The organism is Amycolatopsis sp. WAC 04182 (assembly GCF_003947465.1).
Taxonomy (GTDB): Bacteria; Actinomycetota; Actinomycetes; order Mycobacteriales; family Pseudonocardiaceae; genus Amycolatopsis.
The window spans coordinates 281,336-304,374 of sequence record NZ_QHJJ01000001.1 but is presented as its reverse complement, the minus strand read 5'-3'; the positions used below and the strand labels follow the sequence as shown (position 1 = coordinate 304,374).

The 23,039-nt window shown below is 69.7% G+C and carries 19 protein-coding genes; 11 read left to right on the top strand and 8 right to left on the bottom strand.

The annotated features are described in order from the left end of the window. Positions 1–12 precede the first annotated feature (12 nt). The gene (locus DMH01_RS01415; RefSeq protein ID WP_125673311.1) at positions 13–1,386 is read left to right on the top strand and encodes an L-serine ammonia-lyase; all 1,374 of its coding nucleotides are present in this window, start codon (positions 13–15) and stop codon (positions 1,384–1,386) included. 30 nt (positions 1,387–1,416) lie between these two features. Beyond that, positions 1,417–2,139: a FadR/GntR family transcriptional regulator gene (locus DMH01_RS01410; RefSeq protein ID WP_125673310.1), complete on the top strand. Its 723-nt coding sequence runs from the start codon at positions 1,417–1,419 to the stop codon at positions 2,137–2,139. Here the strand turns inward: DMH01_RS01410 and DMH01_RS01405 are convergent. Then, positions 2,113–3,789 carry a SulP family inorganic anion transporter gene (locus tag DMH01_RS01405; RefSeq protein ID WP_125673309.1) on the bottom strand — a complete coding sequence of 559 codons (1,677 nt, stop codon included), beginning with the start codon at positions 3,787–3,789 and terminating at the stop codon, positions 2,113–2,115. The genes DMH01_RS01410 and DMH01_RS01405 overlap by 27 nt on opposite strands. Before the next feature lie 4 nt (positions 3,790–3,793). Next, entirely contained in the window at positions 3,794–4,123 is a 330-nt protein-coding gene (locus DMH01_RS01400; RefSeq protein WP_125673308.1) for a helix-turn-helix transcriptional regulator, read from the bottom strand. A gap of 100 nt (positions 4,124–4,223) precedes the next feature. Between DMH01_RS01400 and DMH01_RS01395 the strand changes: the two genes are divergently transcribed. After that, positions 4,224–6,164: a transglycosylase domain-containing protein gene (locus DMH01_RS01395; RefSeq protein ID WP_125673307.1), complete on the top strand. Its 1,941-nt coding sequence runs from the start codon at positions 4,224–4,226 to the stop codon at positions 6,162–6,164. 270 nt (positions 6,165–6,434) lie between these two features. Here DMH01_RS01395 and DMH01_RS01390 read toward each other — a convergent pair whose 3' ends face one another. Beyond that, positions 6,435–7,091 carry an O-methyltransferase gene (locus DMH01_RS01390; RefSeq protein WP_125673306.1) on the bottom strand — a complete coding sequence of 219 codons (657 nt, stop codon included), beginning with the start codon at positions 7,089–7,091 and terminating at the stop codon, positions 6,435–6,437. A 32-nt stretch (positions 7,092–7,123) separates the two neighbouring features. Then, the gene (locus DMH01_RS01385; protein ID WP_125673305.1) at positions 7,124–7,951 is read right to left on the bottom strand and encodes an ABC transporter ATP-binding protein; all 828 of its coding nucleotides are present in this window, start codon (positions 7,949–7,951) and stop codon (positions 7,124–7,126) included. A gap of 87 nt (positions 7,952–8,038) precedes the next feature. Between DMH01_RS01385 and DMH01_RS01380 the strand changes: the two genes are divergently transcribed. Then, positions 8,039–9,355 carry a PLP-dependent aminotransferase family protein gene (locus DMH01_RS01380; RefSeq protein WP_125673304.1) on the top strand — a complete coding sequence of 439 codons (1,317 nt, stop codon included), beginning with the start codon at positions 8,039–8,041 and terminating at the stop codon, positions 9,353–9,355. Positions 9,356–9,358: 3 nt separating this feature from the next. Here the strand turns inward: DMH01_RS01380 and DMH01_RS01375 are convergent, their stop codons facing one another. The 3 genes from DMH01_RS01375 to DMH01_RS01365 all read right to left on the bottom strand — a co-directional run bounded on the left by DMH01_RS01375 (position 9,359) and on the right by DMH01_RS01365 (position 13,531). Next, a complete protein-coding gene (locus DMH01_RS01375; RefSeq protein WP_125673303.1) occupies positions 9,359–11,167 on the bottom strand; it encodes a hypothetical protein in 1,809 nt (602 codons plus the stop codon). A 113-nt stretch (positions 11,168–11,280) separates the two neighbouring features. Next, the gene (locus DMH01_RS01370; RefSeq protein ID WP_125673302.1) at positions 11,281–13,254 is read right to left on the bottom strand and encodes an SDR family oxidoreductase; all 1,974 of its coding nucleotides are present in this window, start codon (positions 13,252–13,254) and stop codon (positions 11,281–11,283) included. Positions 13,255–13,312: 58 nt separating this feature from the next. Further along, complete coding sequence (locus DMH01_RS01365; RefSeq protein WP_125673301.1) at positions 13,313–13,531, bottom strand: hypothetical protein; 219 nt, start codon at positions 13,529–13,531, stop codon at positions 13,313–13,315. A 194-nt stretch (positions 13,532–13,725) separates the two neighbouring features. Here DMH01_RS01365 and DMH01_RS01360 point away from each other — a divergent pair, with 194 nt between their 5' ends. Then, positions 13,726–14,949 carry an NAD(P)/FAD-dependent oxidoreductase gene (locus tag DMH01_RS01360; protein WP_125673300.1) on the top strand — a complete coding sequence of 408 codons (1,224 nt, stop codon included), beginning with the start codon at positions 13,726–13,728 and terminating at the stop codon, positions 14,947–14,949. Between the two features lie 71 nt (positions 14,950–15,020). On the opposite strand, the gene DMH01_RS01355 is transcribed toward DMH01_RS01360, so the two are convergent. Next, complete coding sequence (locus DMH01_RS01355) at positions 15,021–16,274, bottom strand: Bcr/CflA family multidrug efflux MFS transporter (protein WP_125673299.1); 1,254 nt, start codon at positions 16,272–16,274, stop codon at positions 15,021–15,023. Positions 16,275–16,504: 230 nt separating this feature from the next. On the opposite strand from DMH01_RS01355, the gene DMH01_RS01350 reads away from it, so the two are divergent. The 6 genes from DMH01_RS01350 to DMH01_RS01325 are packed head-to-tail and all read left to right on the top strand — an operon-like array spanning position 16,505 to position 23,016. After that, positions 16,505–17,365 (top strand): fumarylacetoacetate hydrolase family protein, encoded by an 861-nt coding sequence (locus DMH01_RS01350; RefSeq protein ID WP_125673298.1) that lies wholly within the window; start codon positions 16,505–16,507, stop codon positions 17,363–17,365. Further along, positions 17,365–18,666 carry an enolase C-terminal domain-like protein gene (locus DMH01_RS01345; protein ID WP_125673297.1) on the top strand — a complete coding sequence of 434 codons (1,302 nt, stop codon included), beginning with the start codon at positions 17,365–17,367 and terminating at the stop codon, positions 18,664–18,666. Before DMH01_RS01350 ends, DMH01_RS01345 begins: the two co-directional genes overlap by 1 nt. Further along, positions 18,663–19,421 (top strand): SDR family NAD(P)-dependent oxidoreductase, encoded by a 759-nt coding sequence (locus tag DMH01_RS01340; protein ID WP_125673296.1) that lies wholly within the window; start codon positions 18,663–18,665, stop codon positions 19,419–19,421. Before DMH01_RS01345 ends, DMH01_RS01340 begins: the two co-directional genes overlap by 4 nt. Before the next feature lie 27 nt (positions 19,422–19,448). Continuing rightward, positions 19,449–20,486, top strand: a complete 1,038-nt coding sequence (locus DMH01_RS01335) for a sugar ABC transporter substrate-binding protein (protein ID WP_233621372.1) — start codon at positions 19,449–19,451, stop codon at positions 20,484–20,486. Next, entirely contained in the window at positions 20,483–22,003 is a 1,521-nt protein-coding gene (locus DMH01_RS01330; protein ID WP_125673295.1) for a sugar ABC transporter ATP-binding protein, read from the top strand. The genes DMH01_RS01335 and DMH01_RS01330 overlap by 4 nt, the downstream gene beginning before the upstream one ends. Beyond that, positions 22,000–23,016, top strand: coding sequence for an ABC transporter permease (locus tag DMH01_RS01325; protein WP_016336350.1), 1,017 nt, complete (start codon positions 22,000–22,002; stop codon positions 23,014–23,016). Before DMH01_RS01330 ends, DMH01_RS01325 begins: the two co-directional genes overlap by 4 nt. Positions 23,017–23,039: the final 23 nt, after the last annotated feature.

Genomic DNA, 23,039 nt, shown 5'->3' with positions numbered 1-23,039 from the left:
GAGGGCAGATCAATGGCGATCAGCGTCTTCGACCTGTTTTCGATCGGCATCGGCCCCTCCAGCTCCCATACGGTGGGCCCGATGCGCGCCGCACTGACCTTTGTGGACGGTCTGGCCGCCGACGGCGACCTGACCGCCACGACGCGCGTCCAGAGCGAGCTTTTCGGCTCACTGGGCGCGACCGGGTTCGGGCACGGCAGCGACAAGGCCGTGCTGCTCGGGCTGTCGGGGGAGCGTCCGGAGGAGATCGACACCGACACGGTGCCCGGCAAGATCGCGGAGATCCGCGAATCCTGCCTGCTGAAGCTGCGCGGTGAGCACGAGATCGTGTTCACCGAGGACACCGACCTGACCATGCACCGGCGGAAGTCGCTGCCGGCGCATCCGAACGGGATGATCTTCCGCGCGTTCGGCGCCGACGGGAAGGCGCTGCGCGAGCGCACCTATTACTCGGTCGGCGGCGGGTTCGTGCGCGACGAGTCTTATGAGACCGACACTGTCGTCGTCGAAGACTCGACTCGGTTGGAATTCCCGTTCCGCACCGGCGCGGATCTGCTGGCCCACTGCGAGAACACCGGGCTGCCGATCAGCGAGGTCATGCTGCGCAACGAACTTTCGTGGCGCACGCGCGAGGAGGTCCGCGAGGGCCTGCTGGAGATCTGGCAGGTCATGGTGGAGTGCGTGCGCAACGGCTGCGAGCACGAGGGCGTCCTGCCCGGCGGGCTGAAGGTGCCGCGCCGCGCGAAGGCGTTGCACGAGAAGCTGCTCGCCGAGGACGGCGTCGGCGACCCGCTGTACGCGATGGACTGGGTGAGCCTGTACGCGCTGGCGGTCAACGAGGAGAACGCCGCGGGCGGCCGCGTCGTGACCGCGCCGACCAACGGCGCCGCGGGCATCATCCCGGCCGTTCTGCACTACTACCAGCGGTTCATCCGGGGCTCGTCGGACGACGGAATCGTGACGTTCATGCTCACCGCGGGCGCGATCGGCTCGATCCTGAAGCAGACTGGCTCGATCTCGGGCGCCGAGGTCGGTTGCCAGGGTGAGGTCGGTTCGGCCAGCGCCATGGCCGCCGCCGGGCTCACCGAGGTCCTCGGTGGTTCGCCCGCTCAGGTGGAGAACGCCGCCGAGATCGGCGTCGAGCACCACCTGGGGCTGACCTGCGACCCGGTCGGCGGGCTGGTGCAGATCCCGTGCATCGAGCGCAACGCCGTCGGAGCGTCGAAGGCGATCCACGCCGCGCGGATGGCGATGCGCGGCGACGGTTCGCACGTCGTGACGCTGGACAAGGCGATCAAGACGATGCGCGAGACCGGCGCCGACATGAGCGTGAAGTACAAGGAGACCGCGCGCGGCGGCCTCGCCGTGAACGTCATCGAGTGCTGAGCCGAATTGCGGGCCGCCTAAACTCGAAGGGTGGAGTCGAGCACGGTCGCGAACGCGGGTGACGCGCTGTTCCGCCCGGTGCGCGCGGGCAACGCCTTCGAGGAGACCGTCGAAAGGCTGCTCCAGGCGATCCGGCTGGGCGTGGTGGGCGCGGGGGAGCGGCTGCCTTCGGAACGCGAGCTCGCCGAGCGGCTCGGGGTCAGCCGGGTGACGCTGCGCGAGGCCATCCGCGCGCTGTCCGACGCGGGTTACGTCGAGTCGCGGCGCGGGCGGTACGGCGGCACGTTCGTCAACGACGTCCTGCCCGACCCGCCCGCCGCCGACGGCCGGAAAGTCGACAACGCCGCCCTGGAGGACGCGCTCGGCCTGCGGCACGTCCTGGAGACCGGCGCCGCCGAGATGGCGGCGTCACGTTCGCTCAGCCCGGCCGACCGGCAGCACCTGACCAGCACGCTCGCCGAGGCCGCCGCGGCCGACGTCGGCGACTACCGGCGCAAGGATTCGCGGCTGCACCTGGCGATCGCCGAGGTCACCGCGTCCGGCTCGCTGACCACGGCGATGGCCGACGCGCGGATGCGGGTCAACCAGCTGCTCGACATGATCCCGCTGCTCGAACCGAATCTGGAGCACTCCAACGCCCAGCACGAGGCCATCGTCGACGCGATCCTCGCCGGAGACGCCGAGGCGGCCCGCAGGGCGATGACGGAGCATGTCGAAGGGACGGCTTCACTGCTTCGCGCGTTCCTCGCTTGAGGGTGACGTCAGCAGGGCGTGCGCGAAGTCGATGGCGTGGGGCGTATCCGGGAAGACCCGGCCCTCGGCGCGAAGCCGGTCTGCGACGCCGAGCTCGTCCAGCACCTTTTCGTGGCCGGGTTTGATCCCCGACACCAGGACCGTGATCCCGCGATGTTCGAGACGTTCGATGGCGTCCCTCAGAACGAGGGCGCCGGTGGCGTCGATGGCCGACACCCGCGACATCCGGAGGATGACCACCCGCACATCGGCCACCTCGGACAGCTCCAGCAGGAACTGGTGGGCCGCGGCGAAGACCAGCGGGCCGTCGAGCCGGAACGCGACGATGTGCTCGTCCAGCAGCGCCCGTTCCTCGGCCGCGTGATCGGCGTGGTCGAGCGGCACCTCCTCGACGCGGGCCGCCTTCGCGATCGCCCGCAGCGCGAGGGCGCCCGCCACGACGAGGCCGAGGATGACCGCCGTGACCAGGTCCAGGATCAGGGTCGCGGCCGCCGTGAGCACGAGCACCAGCGCGTCACGCCGGGTGGAGCGCAGCAGCGCGCGGACCGAGCCCGCCTCGACCATGCGGACGGCCGTGGCCAGCAGCACCCCGGCGAGTGCCGCGATCGGGATCGTGGCGACCAGCGGTGCGGCCGCGAAGACGATCACCGCCAGCACCATCGCGTGGGTGAACGAGGCCAGCCGGGACTTCGCGCCCGCGCGGACGTTGACCGCGGTGCGCGCGATCGCCGCCGTGGCCGGTACCCCGCCGAACAGCGGGGTGACGAGGTTCGCGAGGCCCTGTCCGAAGAGCTCCCGGTCCGGGTCGTGCCTCTCGTTGACGCTCATCGCGTCCGCGACCGTGGCCGACAGCAGGCTTTCGAGCGCGGCCAGCGCGGCGACCGCGACCGCGGAGGGCACCAGCGCGCCCAAGGCGGACAGGTCCAGGAAGTCCAGCGAGGGCGCGGGAAGGCCGTTGGGCAGGGCTCCGATGCGGGCGACCGGCAGCTGCGCGAAATGGCTCACGAGGGTCGCGACCGCGACCGCGACCAGCGAGAACGGGATCGACGGCCGCCATCTCGCGCCGAGCAGCATCAGGGCGGCGACCCCGGCAGCGATCGCGATCGACGGCCAGGCCGGATGCCCGGCGAAATCGGCCACCGCCTTCGCCGCGACGACGGCGACCTTTTCCCCCTCCGGGGTGGCGACACCGAGCGCGGACGGGATCTGCTGCAGAGCGATCACCCCGGCGATGCCCAGCGTGAAGCCTTCGACCACCGGCGTCGGCACGTAGCGCATGTACCGGCCGGCGCGGGCGACCGCGAGCAGGAGCAGTAAGACCCCGGCGAGCAGGCCCACCGTCAGCACGCCACCCGCTCCGTGCGTGGCCATGATCGGCACCAGCACCACGGTCATCGCCCCGGTCGGCCCGGACACCTGGAGGTTGGAACCACCGAAGACCGCGGCCAGCGCACCGGCGACGATCGCGGTGACGAGCCCGGCTTCGGCCCCGAGCCCGGAGGAGATGCCGAAACCGAGCGCCAGCGGGAGCGCGACGATCGCGACCGTCAGGCCCGCCATGAGATCGCCGCGGGGAGAGCGTTTGAGCGTGCGCAGGTCTTCGCGTCCGGGCAGGAGCGAGCGCAATTCCGAAAGCCTCAGTCCTGCCAAGACGTCACTCCGCGTCGCGTAGCTGGGCGAGCAGGGCGTTCTGGTCGGCCAGCAGTTCGGTGAGGATGCGCCGGGCCGCGCGCAGGAGCTCGACGACGTCGCCACCGGCGAGCGCGTAGACCACCGTCGACCCGTCCCTGGTCGAGGTGACGATTCCCGACCGGCGCAAGACGGCCAGCTGCTGCGAGAGGTTGGAGGCCTCGACCTCGATCTCGGCGAGCAGTTCGCGGACGGCCTTCGGGCCCTCGGCGAGCAGTTCGAGCACACGGATCCGGACCGGGTGGCCCAGCATGCGGAAGAACTCCGCTTTGGCCTGATACAGGGGGACCGGCATCTGACCACATTATCAAATGAAGAATTCTTCAAGTCGTGAACCGGGTACGATCTGGTGACTTTCCCACAACCTTTTCACTCGTTTGGGCGTCTAACCTGACGTGGAAAACCCGGATGACGCAGATGCACCCGAGTCGGAGACCACGGCCACCCCTGAGCCGAAACGGAAGAAGCGCAGATGGCGAAGGATCGCCGCCTGGACGCTCGGCCTGCTCGTCGGCATCCCCGTCGTCGCGTTCGGGCTCGCGTACGTCCTGCTCGACGTCCGCAGCCCGCAAGAGGTCCTCGCCGACCTAGACAAGACCGTCGTCCTGCAGAACGCCGACGGTTCCGAGCTGCTCAAGGTGGTCCCGCCCGGCGGAGACCGGCTGTTCGTGCCGTACGACGCCGTCCCCGCGAAACTGCGCGACGCGATCGTCGCGACCGAGGACCCGACCTTCTGGGACAACGAGGGCTTCGACCTCACCGGACTCGGCCGCGCGCTGGTGACCGGCGTCGGCGGCGGTTCGGGGATCACCCAGCAGTACATCAAGAAATCCACCGGCAACGAGGACGCCACCCTCGCCCGCAAGTTCTCCGAGCTGGTGCTCGCCACGAAGATCACCCAGCAGCAGACCAAGAAGGAGATCTTCTCCAGCTACGTCAACATCATCTCGTTCGGCCGCGGCACCTACGGCCCGGCCTCGGCGATGAACGCCTACTTCGGCCGCAAGCTCGACGACTCGATGACCTGGAGCGAGGCGGCGTTCCTCGCGGGCATGATCCAGTCGCCGTCGGTGCACGACCCGTACGCCTCCAGCCACGAGCACGCGATGAAACGCTGGACCTACGTGGTGAACAAACTGGTCGCGCGCGGCTATGTCAGTCAGGCCGAAGCGGTCGCCATGACCTATCCGGAGGACGCGATCCAGGCACCGTCGGAGACCCGGGCCGGTCGCGTGACCTTCGAGCAGTACCACATCAAACAGCAGGTCCTCGCGGAACTGGAACAGGTCGGCTACCCGCTCGACCGGCTCCGCGGCGGCGCGATGAAGGTCGAGACGACCATCGATCCGCGAGCGCAGGCCGAAGCCGAGAAGACGGTCAAGGAGCGGTTGCGGGGACAGCCGGAACATTTCCGGGCGTCGCTGGTCGCCGTCGAACCCGGGACCGGCGCCATCCGCGCCTACAACGGCGGTGGCTGGAGCGTGCACGACTACGCCGGCACCCCGTACGGCACCGGCTCCGCCTTCCAGCCGTTCATCCTCGCCGCCGGCCTCGAACGGGGCGTCGGCGTGGACGAACCGCTCAAGGCGCCCGCGGCGGTCGACTTCCTCGGCGAAACCTTCGAGTTCCAAGACCAATGCGGTGAAGGCGGGAAGTGCACGCTGCGCGAGGCGATGGCGCGGGGCGCCCGGGGCCCGTTCGTCGACCTGGCGAAGAAGCTCGGCGCGGAAGCGGTCCGCGAAGGCGCTCGCGCGGCCGGGATCCCCGAGACCGTCGACGGCTCGGTGACCCTGCGGGAGAAGGACGGGTTCCTGATCGGCCCGGGGATCGCGGTCGGCCGGTATCCCTTGCGCCCCAGCGACATGGCCGGCGCCTACGCGACCTTCGCGGCGGACGGCCTGCGCGCCACCCCGCATCTGGTGTCGAAGATCCGGGACGAGAACGGTGAGATCGTCTGGGAACGGCCGTCGGACCGGGCACCCGGGTTCAAGGGCGACGAGGCGTTGAGCCGGCGGATCGCGGGCACGGTGAGCCAGGTGCTGGCCACCGGCCTGAAGGACCGCCCGGCGGCGCTGAAGACCGGCGACTTCCAGTACAACGAGACGGACGACAACGCCGGCGGCTGGGCGGTCGGGTACACGCCGCAGCTCGCGACCGCGGTCTGGGTCGGTTCCGACGAGCCGCGCCGGATGCGGGACGCCGCCGGCGAGAAACTGACCGGGCGGACGATCCCGGCCGACCTGTGGCAGCGCTTCATGAGCGGCTTCCACCAGGGACTTCCGGTGCGGTGGCCGGACGGCTCTGGCCCGCGGCCGGTCACGACGGCGCCGCGGTGAGGTTTCGGTCCAGGTGGTCGTGAGTGGGCAAAGGGTGTCTTGGTCAGCTACTGGCTCCCGCTGATCCCGGACCTGTTCGTGGTGTCGCGAAAGCCACTTTCGGGTCATCAGACGTCGCGAAAGTGGCTTTCGCGACACGGTCACCGGGGACGGCGCCGGACCGGGCCACGGCCGGCCGAAGCCCGACACCCTGGAGCTGAATGGTGACCGATCGGATGTCACGCGAAACCCGGAACGCCGCTCACGACCCAGCCGGCCGAGCGGGTGCGGTCAGGGCTTCACGAGTGCGACGGTGAGTCCGTCGTAGCCCTTGCTGCCGACGGTCTGGATCGCCGTCGCGTCGGCACGGGGTTCGGCGGCGATCATCTCGTGCAGCCGCCTGACCCCCTGGACGTTCGGGTCTTCGCTGGCGGCGTCGGTCACCGCGCCACCGCGGACGACGTTGTCGACCACGATCACGCCGCCGGGCCGGACGAGCTTCATCGACGCTTCGAAGTAGGCCGGGTTGTTGACCTTGTCGGCGTCGATGAACGCCAGATCGATCGGTCCCTCGACCGACGGCAGCAGGTCCAAAGCCTTGCCGACGCGGACGTCGACCAGCCCGCCGAGCCCGGCCGCTTCGATGTTGCCGCGCGCGACCTCGGCGTGTTTCGGGTCGAATTCGAGGGTGACGAGCCTGCCCTGTGGCGGCAGGGCCCGGGCGAGCCAGATCGTGCTGTACCCACCGAGCGTGCCGATCTCCAGGATGGACCGCGCGCCGATCATCCTGGCCAGCAGGTTGAGCAGCTTTCCCTGATTCGGCGCGACGGCGATCGACGGCAGCCCCGCCTCCTCCGAGGCCTTCAGCGCGGCTTCGAGTGCGGGATCGGACGGGATGAGCACCCCGGACAAGTAGTTGTCCACTTCGGACCACAGTTGCTGTGACATGGCACCTCCGCCGCCAACCTACTCCGAGATGATCAAGCGGCGCGGCGCCCGGCTTTCGGGATCACCAGCGGGGTTCCGGTTTCGGGGCACGGCATCACCCGGCACGGCAGCTCGAAGATCTTCTCGACGTTGGCCGCGGTCACGACCTCTTCGGGTGACCCGGTCGCCAGGACCTCTCCGTCGCGCATCGCGATCATGTGCGTCGCGTAGCGGGCGGCGTGGTTGAGGTCGTGCAGGACCGCGACCAGTGTCCGGCCCTGTTCCTGGTGCAGCTGCGCGCACAGGTCGAGGATGTCCATCTGGTGTGCGATGTCCAGGTAGGTCGTCGGCTCGTCGAGCAGCAGGAGATCGGTCTCCTGCGCGAGCGCCATCGCCATCCACACGCGCTGCCGCTGACCGCCCGACAGTTCGTCGACCAGCCGCTCGGCCAGGTCGTCGACCCCGGTGGCGCGCATGGACTCCGCGACCACGGTGGCGTCCTCGCGGGACCACTGGCGCAGCAGGCGCTGGTGCGGGTACCGGCCGCGCGCGACGAGGTCCGCGACGGTGATGCCGTCGGGCGCGATCGAGCTCTGCGGGAGCAGGCCGAGCCGCCGGGCGACCTCTTTGGCGGGGAAGGAGCTGATCACCTGTCCGTCGAGGAACACCGAACCCTGGCGGGGTTTGAGCATCCGCGCGAGCGCGCGCAGCAGGGTCGTCTTGCCGCAGGCGTTCGGGCCGACGATGACGGTGAACGACCGGTCGGGGATGACCACCCCGAGGTCTTCGGCCACGGTCCGGCCGTCGTAGGCGAGCGTCAGCGCGTCCGCGTGCAGGCGGGACGTCGTGCTCTGCTCGGTGAGGGTTTCCACGGTCTCCACGCAGGTTAGGCTAACCTAGGAGTCCGCCGTTGTGGTGTTCCGTAGGTCGCAGTCGGCTCACGACGTTCGTCGATGGCATCATGAGGCGTGGAGGACTACCGGATAGTCGCGGACGAGATCTCCGCCGACGTCGAGGCGGGAAGGCTCCGTCCCGGCGACCGGCTGCCCCCGCAGCGGCGGTTCGCCCGCGAACGCGGGATCGCGAACTCGACCGCCGCCAGGGTCTACGGCGAACTCGTCCGGAGAGGTGTCGTGGTCGGCGAGGTCGGCCGGGGCACGTTCGTCCGCGCCGGAAGGCCGCCCCTGGAGACCGCGCTCGCCGAACCCGGTGGCGCGACGGTCGACCTCGAACTCAACTTCGCCGTCCTCCCGGAACAGTCGGCGCTGGTCGGGAAGGCGCTGGAGCCGTTGCTGCGCGAGGACGTCCTGACGGCGGCGCTGCGGCCGGGAAGCGTCTCCGGCTCGAAGCAGGCGCGTGACGCCGTCGCCGGGCTCCTCGCGAAGGAAGGCTGGACGCCGGAAATCCTCTTCGCCGGAAGCGGGCGCCAGGCCATCGCGGCCGCCATCGCCGCCTTCGTGCCGATGGGGGAACGCCTCGCCGTCGAAGCCATCACCTATCCAGTGGTCAAGGCACTCGCCGGACGGCTCGGCGTCCAGCTGGTGCCCATCGAGACCGACGACAGGGGTCTCATTCCCGAGGCGCTCGAAGCCGCGTCCGTCCGCGCGCTGTACGTCCAGCCGACGCTGCACAACCCGCTCGGGTCCACAATGGACGAAGCGCGGCGCGTCGAGCTGGCGGAAACGGTGCGCCGGATGGACATCCCGGTGATCGAGGACGGTATCTACACCTTCCTCCGGCCCGAGGTCCGCCCGTTCGCGGCGTACGCGCCGGAACGCACGGTGTTCGCCGACAGCATGTCCAAACGGCTCGCCCCGGGGCTGACCACCGGATTCCTCGCCGTCCCGGCGGAGTGGAAGGAACGGCTGGCCGCGGCCGTGCGGTCGGGCGGCTGGGTCGCGCCCCGGCTCGCCGTCGAAGCCGCCACCCGGTGGATCACCGGCGGGACCCTGGAAACCGTCGAGCGGGCGAAACGGCTCGACGCCGCGGAACGCCAGCGGGTGACGGCGGCGCGGCTGGCCGGGTTCACCCTGCGCGCCGATCCGCAGGCGTACCACTGCTGGTGGGAACTCCCCGAACACTGGCGCGCCGAGACCTTCGTCGCCGCGGCCGCGCGACGCGGGATCGCGGTCACCCCGGCGGCCGCGTTCGCCGTCGTCCCCGGCCACGCGCCGAACGCGGTCCGCCTCGCGGTCTCGTCGCCACCGCTCGAGACGCTCGGTGCCGCTTTGGATGTCCTCGCCGGTCTCGCTTCCGGCCTCCCCGAGGACGCAGGCGTCGACTGACCGTCAAGGGCGCGGCGCCCACTTGCCGACGAAGCTGCCGCAGGTGACGGTCTGCCCGGTGAGCCGCGACCGCAGCGCGTTCTCCAGCCCGAGGTAGTCGAAGATCGGCCCGTCCCCGGCGACCTCGGCGGGCACCGGCCCGCCCTTGGCCAGCGCGGGCATGCTCACGGTCTGGAACAGCACCAGGTAGTCGCCGTCGCGGTTGAGCTCGTCGGCCGTCGAAAGCATGCGTTCCGGGGCGTCGGCGACGATCTCCAGCGGTAGCGGCCATTCCAGCGGGAACGGGTTGCGCAGGCCGAAAGCGGGATAGGCGAACGGGTTGTCCGGCAGGACGGCCGTGCGGCCGGCGGGGAATCGCGTGACGCAGTCCTGGATCTGGGAGATGTAGGTGAAGGTGCCCGGATTCGTCCGGATCCCGCGCATCGACGGCGTCACCTCGCCGAGGTCACCGGTCAGCTTCTCGTGCGCCAGGTCGAGGTACGCGGCTTCGTCGTGGTGCGCGACCACGGCCCAGCCCGACGCCAGCACCGCGACCAGGCCCATCGCCGTGGCGCCGGCCAGCGCGACCCGGCGCGGCGGCTCCGGCAGGGGCGGCAGCGCGTCCGACAGCAGCAGGATCGCCGTCAGCGCCAGCGTTCCGGTGAACAGCGTCGGTGTGTCGTTCCCCCAGGACAGGCTGGTCATGAAGCCGGTCGCGAAGACCAGCGAGCCCATTCTCGGGAACCGCCGTCTCGCGACCCAGTTCACCAGGAGCGCGACACCGAGGATCCACCAGAGGACGTCCGCCCAGCGCGACGCGCCGGTGAAGTGCCCGTCGACGACGGTGCCGACCACGATCGCCACGCCGGTCAGGAGCAGCAGCCGCGCGAGGACCGCGCCGGCGAAACCCGCGCGGTCGCGGAAGACGCCGAGCAGGGCAAGGAACAGTCCGGCGATCGCGAAGAAGGTCAAGCCCCGCACCGGTGGCCGCAGCAGGGACGCGGGATCTTCCAGCCACAGCCCGAGAAGTCGCTCGCCGTACGCGGGCAGGCCGCCGGTGAGCTGCTCGGCCATCGCGCCGAGCCCGCCGTCGAGGGTGACGATTCCGATGTAGAACACCAGAAAAGCGCCCAGTGCCAGCAGATCCCAGACCCGCCGCGCCCACCATCGGCCGGTGCGGAACGCGCCTTCCCTCAGCGACGGGTGCAGCAGCAGCCAGCACAGCGCGATCAGCGGCACCGGCGCGAAACTCTGTTTGACGAACACCGCGGTGCCCAGCAGCGCAAGGCCGAGCCGCCGCGGCCACGCCTTGCCGTTGCGCAGCCCCGAATCCAGTGCCCAGGCACCGCAGGCGGTCAGGAAGATCCCGTCGATCGTGTGCCAGGCCATCAGCGGGAAGGCGTTGAGGTTCAGCAGCGACGCGGCCGCCGTCAGCCCGGTGAGGCCCGGGCCCCAGTCACGGACGCGGCGCCGGGTGACCAGGACGGCGAACGCGATGGTCGCCAGGATGATCTCCAGCATGCTGAGCACGCTGGAGACGAAGAACAGCGGCCCCGGCAGCACGAAGTCGACGATGTGCAGGTACGCCGAACCCAGCGGCCGCGCGGAGATGATGTCGGAATGCGGGACTTCGCCGTGCAGCACCCGCCACGCCTGGGCGAGGATGAATCCCTGGTCCGACGGGTGGAAACCGAAGCGTCCCACCCGGAGTTCGGTGGCGACGGCGAGCGCGAGCACCCAGGCCGCGTGCAGGGAAAGCCGCAGCACTGTCCTGGACGGACGTACCACCGCTGTGCCCGGTCCGGTCGACAGCGGGGGACTGGCGACGTCCACACTGCCCCTTCCCGGTCGTCCTGCCTCGGCCCGTGCCCGCCGACCCCCCGGCGTATCGGAAACCGATGGTAGCGGCCGGGGGCGTCCCCCGATCGAGCCCCGGCGGCGGGACGTCAGGGACGGCGGCGCCAGACCAGCCGGGTGACCGCGCCCGCGACCGAGGCGAGCGGAGCCTTCCGGGGCAGGCCACGGGATTCCGGCGCGGACTCGGGCATGGCGCGGTAGACGAGATGGGCGAAGAACCGAGCCGTCCTCGGTGCGACGAGCGTCACCAGTTCGGCGGCCGTGCCTTCGGGCAGGTTCAGGATCTCGGGGCGTTTCTCCAGTGCCTTCACCACCAGCGCGGCGGCGCGCTCGGGAGAACTCGACGGCATACCGCGATAAGACCCGGTCGGGGTGATCATGTCGGTCCGCACCAGCGGCATCCGGACCGAGGTGAAGGTGACGCCGTCGGAAAGCGTTTCCCGTCCGGCGGTCAGCCCGAACTCCTCCAGCGCGGCCTTCGAGGCCAGGTAAGCGGAAAACCTCGGGGTGTCCGTTTGCAGTCCTTGGGTGGTCACGTTGACGACGTGCCCGAATCCGCGCGCGGTCATCGACGGCAGCAGCCCCAGCGTGAGCCGCACGGGGCCGAAGTAGTTGATCGCCATCGTGCGCTCGAAGTCGTGGAACCGTTCGGTGGACAGCGAAAGCGACCGCCGGATCGAGCGGCCCGCGTTGTTGACCAGCATGTCGACGGCGCCGTGCGCGGCGAGCACGTCCTTGACCAGAGCGTCGACGGCACCGCCGTCGGTGAGGTCGCACGGATACGCCGACGCCTTCCCGCCCGCCGCGACGATCTGCTCGCGGACCTGTTCGAGTTCGTCGGCGCGCCTGGCCACGAGGATCACTTCGGCGCCCTTCGCGGCGACGGCCAGCGCGGACGCGCGACCGATGCCCGAGGACGCGCCGGTGATCAGCACCTTGCGGCCGTCGAGGGGTTCCGGTCCCGGACGGCGGCGGCCGCGGTCGGGATCCAGGTGTTCCAGCCAGTACCGGTAGAGCGGACCGGCGTACTCCTTCAACGGCGGCAAGGTGATCCCGCTGCCTTCGAGCGCGGACGTGGTCGCGCTCGTGTCGAAGTCGACCTCCATGCTCAGATGCGGCAGCACTTCGAGCGGGATGCCGAGTTCGGCCAGTACCGCCGCCCGGGTCGAACGGCCGCCGGGGACGCGGTCGAATCCGGCGGCCGCGGATTTCGCCAGCCGGGTCCCGGCGCGCTTCAGTGCTCCGGACGGTCCGGGCGGGAGGACCGCCGAGATCTTCGGCCCGCCGGCGGCCCACGCGAAGGCGTTGTAGACCTCGTGAAGCGGCTGTGGCCGGGGCGACGCGAGGTGGTACGTGCTGCCACTGGGCGCGTCGGCGTGCATGAGGTGCTCCATCGCTTCGACGACGTAGTCGACCGGAACGATGTTCGTGGCGCCGAGATCCGGGGCGGCGAGAGGAAGGCGGCTGGGCAACGCGGCGAGCCGCGAAATGGCCGGGAGAAAGTAGTACGGGCCGTCGATCTTGTCCATCTCGCCGGTGCGCGAATCGCCGGCCACGGCGGACGGCCGGTACACGCGGAACGGCGTTTTCCCGTGCTGTCGCACGAGTTTCTCCGCCTCGAACTTCGTCGCGTGGTACGGCGACGCGAAGCTCTGGCCGAGGTCGAAATCGGCCTCGGTGAAACGCCCGGCGTACTGCCCGGCGACCGCGATCGACGAGACGTGGTGAAAGAGGCCGGCCTTTGCGGCGGCGGCGAACTCCAGGACGTTGCGGGTGCCGTCGACGTTGGCCGCGCGGTTCGCCGCTTCGTCCGCGGTGAGGTCGTAGATCGCGCCGAGATGCACGACGTGGTCAAGGGGCGCCAGGTGGGCGGGATCGATGCCCAGCAGGGGTTCGGTCAGATCGCCGGTGACGGGAACGAGCTTCTCGTGGCTCGGGAGCTTCCCGCGTGAGGTCTCCCTCACGAGAACATGGACGGCTACGGTCCCAGGTCGCCGTAGTAGGCGCGCGACCAGGCGTTTTCCCAGAAAACCCGTCGCGCCCGTCACGAAGTAGGTGGTCATGGCCGGCTCCTTCCGAACGGGGCCGACTCTACCTACTCAGAAGTAGGAACGGTAGTTGTCATTCATTGTGGTCCGGATGTTCGGCCACCGCGACCACGGCGTCGCGGAGCGCGGCGCGCAGGCGCCCCACGTCCAGCGGCCCGAGTACGGCGGCCTCTCCGGGCGGCGCCACGAGCACGATCTTGTCGCTGCTCACGAACACCGTCACGTCCCTGCGCCTGCCCGCGAGATCCCGGCAGCCGACCGACCATTCGTCCCGGGGTGCCAACGTCCTCATCCTCCCGTATCCCATGATCTCCCTTTCTCGTCCGAGGCTGGGACGAGGCGCTTTCGGGGGCGTGACGCCGGTTACGCCACATTCCTACTGATGGGTTAACCGATCCTGCGTTCCGTGATCAACTTCCGGTTTCGCTAGGCCGGACGAGGAAGAACCGGAGTAGCGTCCGGGGAGGACTGCTTGGGAGGTCATCGATGTCCGAACCCAGGAAGATCGTCATCGTCGGAGCCGGTCTCGCCGGAGCGACGGCGGCCGGGACGCTGCGGGAACGCGGCTACGCGGGAGAAATCCTGCTGCTCGGCACCGACACACATCGCCCGTACGAATTGCCGCCCTTGTCCAAAGGGCTGCTGATGGGCGCCACCGATGAACCCGACTGGGTGCACGACGACGGTTTCTACGCGGAGAAGGACATCGCGTTCAGGAGCGGTGCGACCGTGACCAAGGTCGAACTCGGCGCCCGGCTCGTGCACGACGACGCGGGCGGTGAACACCGTTTCGACCGGCTCGTGCTCGCGACCGGCTCCAGGCCGCGTTCGCTGCCGGTGCCCGGCGGGGACCTGCCGGGACTGCGAACCCTGCGCACTCTCGACGACGCTTTGGCGCTGCGCTCGGCGTTCAAGGACGCCGGGCGGGTGGTGATCGTCGGCGCGGGCTGGATCGGGACCGAGGCCGCGGCGGCCGCCAGGGAACACGGCGCCGAAGTGACCGTGGTCGATCAGGTCGGATCGCCGCTGCTCGCGGTGCTGGGCGAGCAGGTGTCCGCGGTCTTCAAGGACCTGCACACCGAACATGGCGTGAACTGGCGGCTGGGTGAAGGCGTCGCCGGATTCACCGGCGGCCAGGACGGGGTGACGGGCGTACGCCTGAAGAGCGGCGATGAGCTTCCCGCGGACGTCGTACTGGTGGCCGTCGGCGCCGCGCCGCGGGTCGATCTCGCGCACGCCGCCGGGCTCGAACTGTCCGACGACGGCGGTGTCTGCGCCGACGCCGGCCTGCGGACGGCGGCGCCCGACGTCTACGCCATCGGCGACATCGCCGCGCAGTTCCATCCCCGCTACGGAAAACGGGTCCGCGTCGAGCACTGGTCGAACGCGAAGTGGCAGGGCGAGCACGTCGCCGGGAACCTGCTGGGGGAGAACGAGCCGTACCTGCGGAGCCCTTACTTCTTCTCGGACCAGTACGACCTCGGCTGCGAATACCGGGGCCTCGCCGACCCCGAAAGCGACGAACTCGTGGTGCGGGGCGATCTCGCGTCGCGCGATTTCACGGCGTTCTGGCTGCGGGACGGGCAGGTGACCGCCGCGATGAACGTCAACCAGTGGGATGACGGGGACGCCTTGAAGGCCCTGGTCGAGGGACGCGCGGCGGTGACCGCGGAGCAGTTGAGGACGGCTGACCTCAAGTCGCTCGGGTGACCCGTGCAATGAAGGGGCCTTTCATAGCAAATTTTGCTATGAAAGGCCCCTTCATTGCGCTCTCCGGGGGCTCAGGCCGCCTGGGTGACCAAGGCCCGCGAAGCACGCGAAGGCCGCGTCATGGTCCCGAAGGCCAGCAGCGCCAGAACGCCGAAGGCCGCCATCGTGATCCCCATCGGGACCGCGGTGCCCGCACCGCCGAGCCCGACCAGTGGCGTCGCTAGCCCGCCGACGACGAACTGCAGCACACCCAGCAGTGCCGAAGCCGAACCGGCGGACCGCGCCTGCTCGGCGAGCGCCAGCGAACTCGCGTTCGGCGCCACCATGCCGATGCTCGACACCAGGATGAACAGCGGGATCAGCAGCCCGATCAGGCCGAGGTCCAGTACCGCCGCGGCCAGGACGCCGAATCCGGCGACCGCCGCGATGACGAGGCCGACGGTCAGCAGGGTCCGTTCGGGGAAGCGGCCGACGATACGCCCGTTCAGCTGGCCGACGGCCACGATGCCGATGCCGTTGAGCCCGAACACCAGGCTGTACGCCTGCGGGCTGAGCCCGTAGACACCTTGCAGCGCGAAGGACGAGCCGGAGATGTAGGCGAACAGGCTGCCGAACATCAGCCCGGAGGCCAGCGCGTAGCCGAGGAAGCCGCGGTCGCGGAGCAGGCTCGCGTACTTCCGCATCACCGAACCGAACCGCGCGGGCGTGCGGCGTTCCTCGGGGAGAGGTTCCGGCAGCAGGAAGAAGACGACGGCGAGCAGGATCGCGCCGAACACGGTCAGGCAGACGAACACGCCGCGCCACGAGGTCCAGTTCAGGATCTGGCCGCCGATGATCGGCGCCAGGATCGGGGCGAGCCCGTTGACCAGCATGAGCAGCGAGAAGAACTTCGTCATCGCGGTGCCGGAGTAGAGGTCGCGCACGGTCGCCCTGGCGATCACGATGCCCGCCGCGGCGCCGAAGGCCTGGACGCCCCGCGCGGCGATGAGCAGTTCGGCGGTCGGGGCGACGGCGCACAGGATCGAGCCGGCCATGTAGAGCGCGAGGCCCGCCACGAGCGGTTTGCGGCGGCCGATCGCGTCGGACAGCGGTCCGAGGACCAGCTGGCCGAGGGCGAGCCCGATGATGAACGCGCTCAGCGTGAGCTGCACGGTCGCGTCCGCCGCGCGCAGTTCGCCCGCCATCTGCGGCAGCGCGGGCAGGTACATGTCGATGGACAGGGGCCCGAAGGCGGACAGGCCGCCGAGGATCAGGACGAATCGGGCGCGTCCGCTCGTGCGGGGCCGCGCGACGGGTTCTTCCACTCGCTCGGGCGCGATGGTCATGCTCTTCCCTTCCCCAGTCATGGTTCCGCGACGAATAACTTGCTTAGAGTAGGTAACTATTCCCGCTGTGACCCATCGCACTCCCAGGTCCACCGACTGATCCGATCAATTTTCGACACAGATCCGAACGGCCCCTAGATCTTGGCGGAGGTCGTCGGGTATACATCGGATGTCTGTTCGTTGCTGTTGGAGCCGTTGATTGTTGGCGGTTCGGCTTGAAGGGAAAATCCGTGCAGCTGTTGCGACTCGGGGAGCCGGGAAGTGAGCGTCCGTTCGTACGTGCCGGGGACGGCACGCTGCGCGACCTCTCGGGGCTGACCGCCGACATCGATGGCGGCTTCTTCGCGAGCGACGGAGTGGCCAGGGTCGCCGCCGCGCTGGCCGCCGGTGAGCTGCCCGAAGCCGGTCCCGAAGCCGCGCGGGCCAGGGTGGGCGCGCCGATCGCGCGGCCCGGCAAGGTCGTCTGCATCGGCCTCAACTACCGGCAGCACGCCGAGGAGTCCGGCGCCGCCGTCCCGACCGAGCCCGTCGTGTTCATGAAGGCCTCCGACGTCGTCGTCGGCCCGGAGGACGACGTGCTCGTGCCGCGCGGATCGACCAAGACCGACTGGGAGGTCGAGCTCGGCGTCGTCATCGGCAAGACCGCGCGCTACCTCGAAAGCGCCGAAGAAGCCCTGGAGTACGTCGCCGGCTACACCGTCTCGAACGACGTGTCCGAGCGCGAGTTCCAGCTCGAACGCGGCGGCACCTGGGACAAGGGCAAGTCGTGCGAGAACTTCAACCCGCTCGGCCCGTGGCTGGTCACCGCCGACGAGGTGCCCGATCCGCAAGCCCTCGGCCTGCGTTTGTGGGTCAACGGCGAGAAGAAGCAGGACTCGTCGACGAAGGACATGATCTTCGCGGTGGCCGAGATCGTGCGCTACCTGAGCCACTTCATGGTGCTGCGCCCCGGCGACCTCATCAACACCGGCACTCCGCAGGGCGTCGCCCTCGGTCAGCCGGACCCCAAGCCCTACCTGCGCGAAGGCGACGTCATCGAGCTCGAGATCGACGGCCTCGGCCGTCAGCGCCAGAACGTCAGGCAGGCGTGATGGCGAAGATCGTGGGCATGGAGGTGCTCGACGTCCGGTTCCCCACCTCGCGGGAGCTCGACGGTTCGGACGCCATGAACCCGGACCCGGACTACTCGGCCGCGTACGTCGTGCTGCACACCGACGGCGGTCCGGACGGCTACGGGCTCGCCTTCACCATCGGACGCGGCAACGACGTCCAGGCCGCGGCGATCCGCGCGCTGGAACCCCACGTCGTCGGCAGGGACGTGCCGACCGACGCCGCCGCGCTCGGTGATCTGTCGAGGGCGCTGGTCGGCGATTCGCAGCTGCGCTGGCTCGGCCCGGAAAAGGGTGTCGCGCATATGGCGATCGGCGCGGTGGTCAACGCCGCCTGGGATCTCGCGGCGCGCGTCGCCGGGCTCCCGGTCTGGCGTTTCGCCGCCGAGATGTCGCCGGAGGACCTGGTCTCCCTGGTCGACTTCCGCTACCTGACCGACGCGCTGACCGAGCAGGAAGCGCTCGACATCCTCCGCGCCGCCGAGCCGGGCCGCGCCGAGCGGATCGCCCGGATCGAGCGCGACGGATACCGCGCGTACAGCACTTCTCCCGGCTGGCTCGGCTACTCGGACGCGAAACTGGTCCGGCTCGCCGAACAGGCGGTGGCGGACGGCTTCGAGATGATCAAACTGAAGGTCGGCGGGAATCTGGAGGACGACGTCCGCCGGATGAAGCTCGCCCGCGAGACCGTCGGCCCGGACATCCGCGTCGCCGTCGACGCGAACCAGCGCTGGGACGTCTCGACCGCCATCACGTGGATGACCGCGCTGGCACCGTACGACCCGTACTGGATCGAGGAGCCCACCTCGCCGGACGACGTGCTCGGGCATGCCGCGATCGCCAAGGCGCTCGCCCCGATCCGGGTGGCCACCGGCGAGCACGTCCAGAACCGCGTGGTGTTCAAGCAACTGCTGCAGGCGGGCGCGATCTCGGTGCTGCAGCTGGACGCCGCCAGGGTCGGCGGGTTCAACGAGAACCTGGCGATCCTGTTGCTGGCGGCCAAATTCGGGATCCCGGTGTGCCCGCACGCCGGCGGTGTCGGGCTGTGCGAACTCGTCCGGCACCTGTCGATGTTCGACTTCGTGGCGGTCTCCGGCTCCGACACCGACCGGTCCATCGAGTGGGTCGACCACCTCCACGAGCACTTCACCGATCCGGCCGCCGTCGTCGACGGCCGCTACGTCGCCCCGTCCGCGCCGGGCTTCTCGGCCCGGATGCACGACGCGACGCTGCGCCGGTTCACCTTCCCCGACGGTCCGGAATGGACGGAGACAAGCAAGTGAGTGAGTTCGAAGGCCTCGTCGCGGCGGTCACCGGAGGCGCGTCGGGAATCGGCAGGGCCACCGCGGATCTGCTCGCCTCGCGCGGGGCGAAGGTCGCGGTCCTCGACCTGAATCCCGGCGACCTTCCCGAAGGTCTCGCCGGATTCCGCTGCGACGTCGGTTCCGACGAAGAGGTCCGGTCGGCGATCGACGCGGTCGCGGACCGGTTCGGCAGGCTCGACGTCCTGGTCAACAACGCGGGCATCGGCGCGCAGGGTGACGTCACCGCCAACAGCGACGACGAATGGCACCGCGTGCTCGACATCAACGTCGTCGGCATGGTGCGGCTGGCGCGGGCGGCGTTGCCGCACCTCAAGAACTCGCCCTCGGCCGCGATCGTCAACACCTGCTCGATCGCCGCGTGGGCGGGCCTGCCCAACCGCACGCTGTACTCGGCCAGCAAGGGCGCGGTGCTCTCGCTGACCCTGGCGATGGCGACCGACCACCTCGCCGACCGGATCCGGGTCAACTGCGTCTGCCCCGGCACCGCGGACACCCCGTGGGTCGGCAGGCTGCTCGACGCCGCGGGCGATCCCGAGGCCGAACGCGCCGCGCTGGCCGCCCGTCAGCCGATGGGCAGGCTGGTCACCGCGGACGAGGTCGCGAACGCGGTCGTGTACCTGGCCAGCCCGCTGTCGGCTTCGACCACCGGCACGGCGCTCGCTGTCGACGGAGGGATGTACGGGCTGCGTCCGCGCGGCCCGGTCCAGCAGTAATTTTTCGCTGCCATCAAGGAGGATGCGGTGCGTACGAGGGTGATCAAGGTGGCCGCCGCGGCTACCGCGCTCGGGCTGACCCTGACGGCCTGTGGGTCCACGAAGGACAACGCACCCCAACCGGGTGCGGGCGGGGGCGGCAAGGTCGGCGCGACGATCCCGTTGCTGACCTCGCCGTTCTGGCAGGCCTACAACAACTACGTACCGCAGAAGGCGAAGGAACAGGGCGTCGAGGCGCTGCCGACGGTCAACGCGGACAGCGACTCGGCGAAGCAGATCACCGACATCAACACCTTGCTCAACCAGGGCGTCAAGGGCCTGGTCGTGACGCCCCTGGACTCCGCCGCCGTCGTGGCGGGCCTCAAGGCGGCGGAGAACAAGGGCGTCCCGGTGGTCGCCGTCGACGTCGCGCCGGAGAGCGGCAAGGTCGCGATGGTGGTGCGCGCGGACAACAAGGCGTACGGCACCAAGGCCTGCGAGGCGATCGGCGCGAAGGTGACGTCGGGCAAAGTCGTGCAGGTCATGGGCGATCTGGCCTCGGTCAACGGCCGCGACCGCTCCGAGGCGTTCCGGCAGTGCATGAAGACGAAGTACCCGGACGTCCAGGTGCTGGAGGTCGCCGCCGAATGGAAGGCGGACAAGGCTTCGTCCGGTTTGGACAGTCTGCTGACCGCGAACCCGGACATCAAGGCCGTGTACATGCAGGCGGGCGGTGTCTACCTGGCGCCGACGCAGCAGGCGCTCAAGCGCAAGAACCTCTACTTCCCGGTCGGCGACCCGAAGCATGTCGTGCTGGTCAGCAACGACGGCATCCCGCAGGAACTCGCCGCGATCCGGGCAGGCGAACTCGACGCGACCGTCTCGCAGCCTGCCGACGACTACGCCAAGTACGGCATGTACTGGATCAAGAAGGCCATGGCGGGGGAGACCTTCCAGGCCGGGCCGACCGATCACGGCAGCACCGTCGTCGAGGTCCGCCCCGGCATCCTCGAAGACCAGCTCCCCGCGCCCGTCGTCACCAAGGACAACGTGGACGACAAGGCCCTCTGGGGGAACAACCTGTGAGCGCGCTGCCCGCCGGATCCGCCGCCGTACCGGTGGTCAGCGCACAGGGCGTCGGGAAACGCTACGGCCCGACCGTGGCGCTGTCCGACGTCAGCCTCACCGTGCACCCCGGCGAGTCGCACGCGCTCGTCGGCCGCAACGGTGCCGGGAAGTCGACGCTCGTCTCCATCCTCACCGGACTGTCCAAAACGGATACCGGTCACGTCGAGTTCGGCGGTGTCCCGGCGCCGCCCTTGTCCAAGCAAGACGACTGGAAACGCGCGGTCGCCTGCGTCTACCAGCACGCGATGGTCGTCCCGCAGCTGACCGTCGCGGAGAACCTGTTCCTGAACCGCCAGTCCGGCAAGGGTTTCGCGATCGGCTGGCAGCGGTTGCGCCGTCAGGCACGGGAACTGCTCGACTCCTGGGACGTGCGGGTCGACGTCGACACCCCGGCGGGCGAGCTTTCGGTGGAGGACCGGCAGTTCGTCGAGATCGCGCGCGCGTTGTCCTACGGTGCCCGGTTCATCGTGCTCGACGAACCGACGGCCCAGCTGGACAGCCAGGCGATCGAACGGCTCTTCGCGCGGATGCGCCAGATGCAGGACAACGGGGTGACGTTCCTGTTCATCTCGCATCACCTTCACGAGGTATACGAAGTCTGTCAGGCGGTCACCGTGCTGCGCGACGCCAAGCACATCCTGACCGCGCCGGTTTCGGAGGTCGGCCGTGCCGAGCTGATCGACGCGATGACCGGCGAGCAGGGCGGGCTTTCCGTGCGCGACGCCTCCACCCGCGAGGCACTGGCCGCGGACGCCGACGAGGTGCTGACCGTCGACGGGCTGTCCGGTGACGGGTTCTCCGACGTGACCTTCCGGATCCATCGCGGCGAGGTGATCGGGCTCGCGGGCAGCAACGCCAGCGGCAAGCATCAGGTCGCCGAAACCGTGTACGGCCTGCGTTCGCCGTCCGGCGGCACGATCAAGGTGGATGGGAAACCGCTGAAACCGGGCGACATCCCGGCCGCGATCCGCGCCGGGATCGGCTGTGTGCCGAGAGACCGGCATCACGAGGGACTGGTGCTGGAGCATTCCATCGCGGACAACGCCACCCTGTCCATTTTGGACCGTATGGGGAAGGGCGGCCTGGCGGCGCCGGGTGTGCGCTACGGCCGTGCCGCCCAGGCGTTGAAGGACTACGACATCGTCGCGGCCGACGCGGACCAGCCGGTGTCCGACCTTTCCGGTGGCAACCAGCAGAAAGTCGTCCTGGCCCGTGCCTTGGCCGGGGATCCGCGTCTGGTGGTGCTGATCAACCCGACCGCGGGCGTAGACGTGAAATCGAAGGAAGCGCTGCTCGCGGTCGTCGACCGGGTGCGCGCGGAAGGCAAGGCGGTGCTGATCGTCAGCGACGAGCTGGACGATCTTCGTCTGAGCGACCGGGTGCTGGTGCTGCGCGCCGGTGCCGTGGTCGCCGAACACCGGGCGGGCTGGTCCGACGGCGACCTGGTGGCCGACATCGAAGGGGTCGAACGGTGACCGAGTTGATGACCGATCCGAAGACTTCGACACTCGCGGCGCCGCCGAAGCGCCGGAAGTTCCGCTGGCTGCGCGAACTCGCCCTGGTGCCCGCGCTCGTCGTGGTGTTGATCATCGGAGGACTGATCAGTGACACCTTCCTGACCTTCGGCAGTATCGTCGGGATCCTGTCCGCCTCGGCCGCGCTGTCGATGGTGGTCCTGGGCGAATCGCTCGTGCTGCTCACCGGGAAGTTCGACCTGTCGCTGGAATCCACCATGGGCATGGCGCCCGCGCTCGGCGCGATGCTGGTCATCCCGGTGGCGTCCTCGGGCTTCGGCACCGAGATCCCCGGTTTCGCTGGCATCCTCGCCGTGCTGGTCGCCGGTGCCGCGGTCGGTTTCGTGAACGGCTTCCTGATCGTCAAGCTGAAGCTGAACGCCTTCATCGTCACGCTGGCGATGCTGACGGTGCTGCGCGGCACGCAGATCGGGTCCACGCAGGGGAAGACGCTCTTCGATCAGCTGGACGTGTTCACCGCGCTGGCCACGACGACGTTCATCGGGCTGCCGATGTCGGTGTGGCTGGCCGCGGCGCTGTTCACCGTGTTCGGGCTCGGGCTGCGGTATCACCGGATCGGCCGGTCGCTCTACGCCATCGGCGGCAACCGGGAAGCCGCGCGGGCCGCCGGTATCCGCGTCGACCGGATCTCGTGGGGTGTCTTCGTGGTGGCCGGTGTGCTGGCCGCGCTCGGCGGGCTCGCGTACACGGGTTACGTCGGCGCGCTCGGCGCGGACCAGGGTGACGGATTGATCCTTCAGGTGTTCGCGGCTGCGGTGATCGGCGGTGTCTCACTGGACGGTGGGAAGGGCACGCTGGTCGGGGCACTCACCGGCGTGCTGCTCCTGCAGACGGTCACGAACCTGCTGCAGGTGGCGCAGGTGCCGCCGGAATGGCTGAAGGCGATCTACGGCGTGATCATCCTGGTCGCGTTGATCATCTCCCGCTATGCCGGCGGAAAAGCCCAAACGTAGTGATCGAGCGCGTGAAGGCCCCC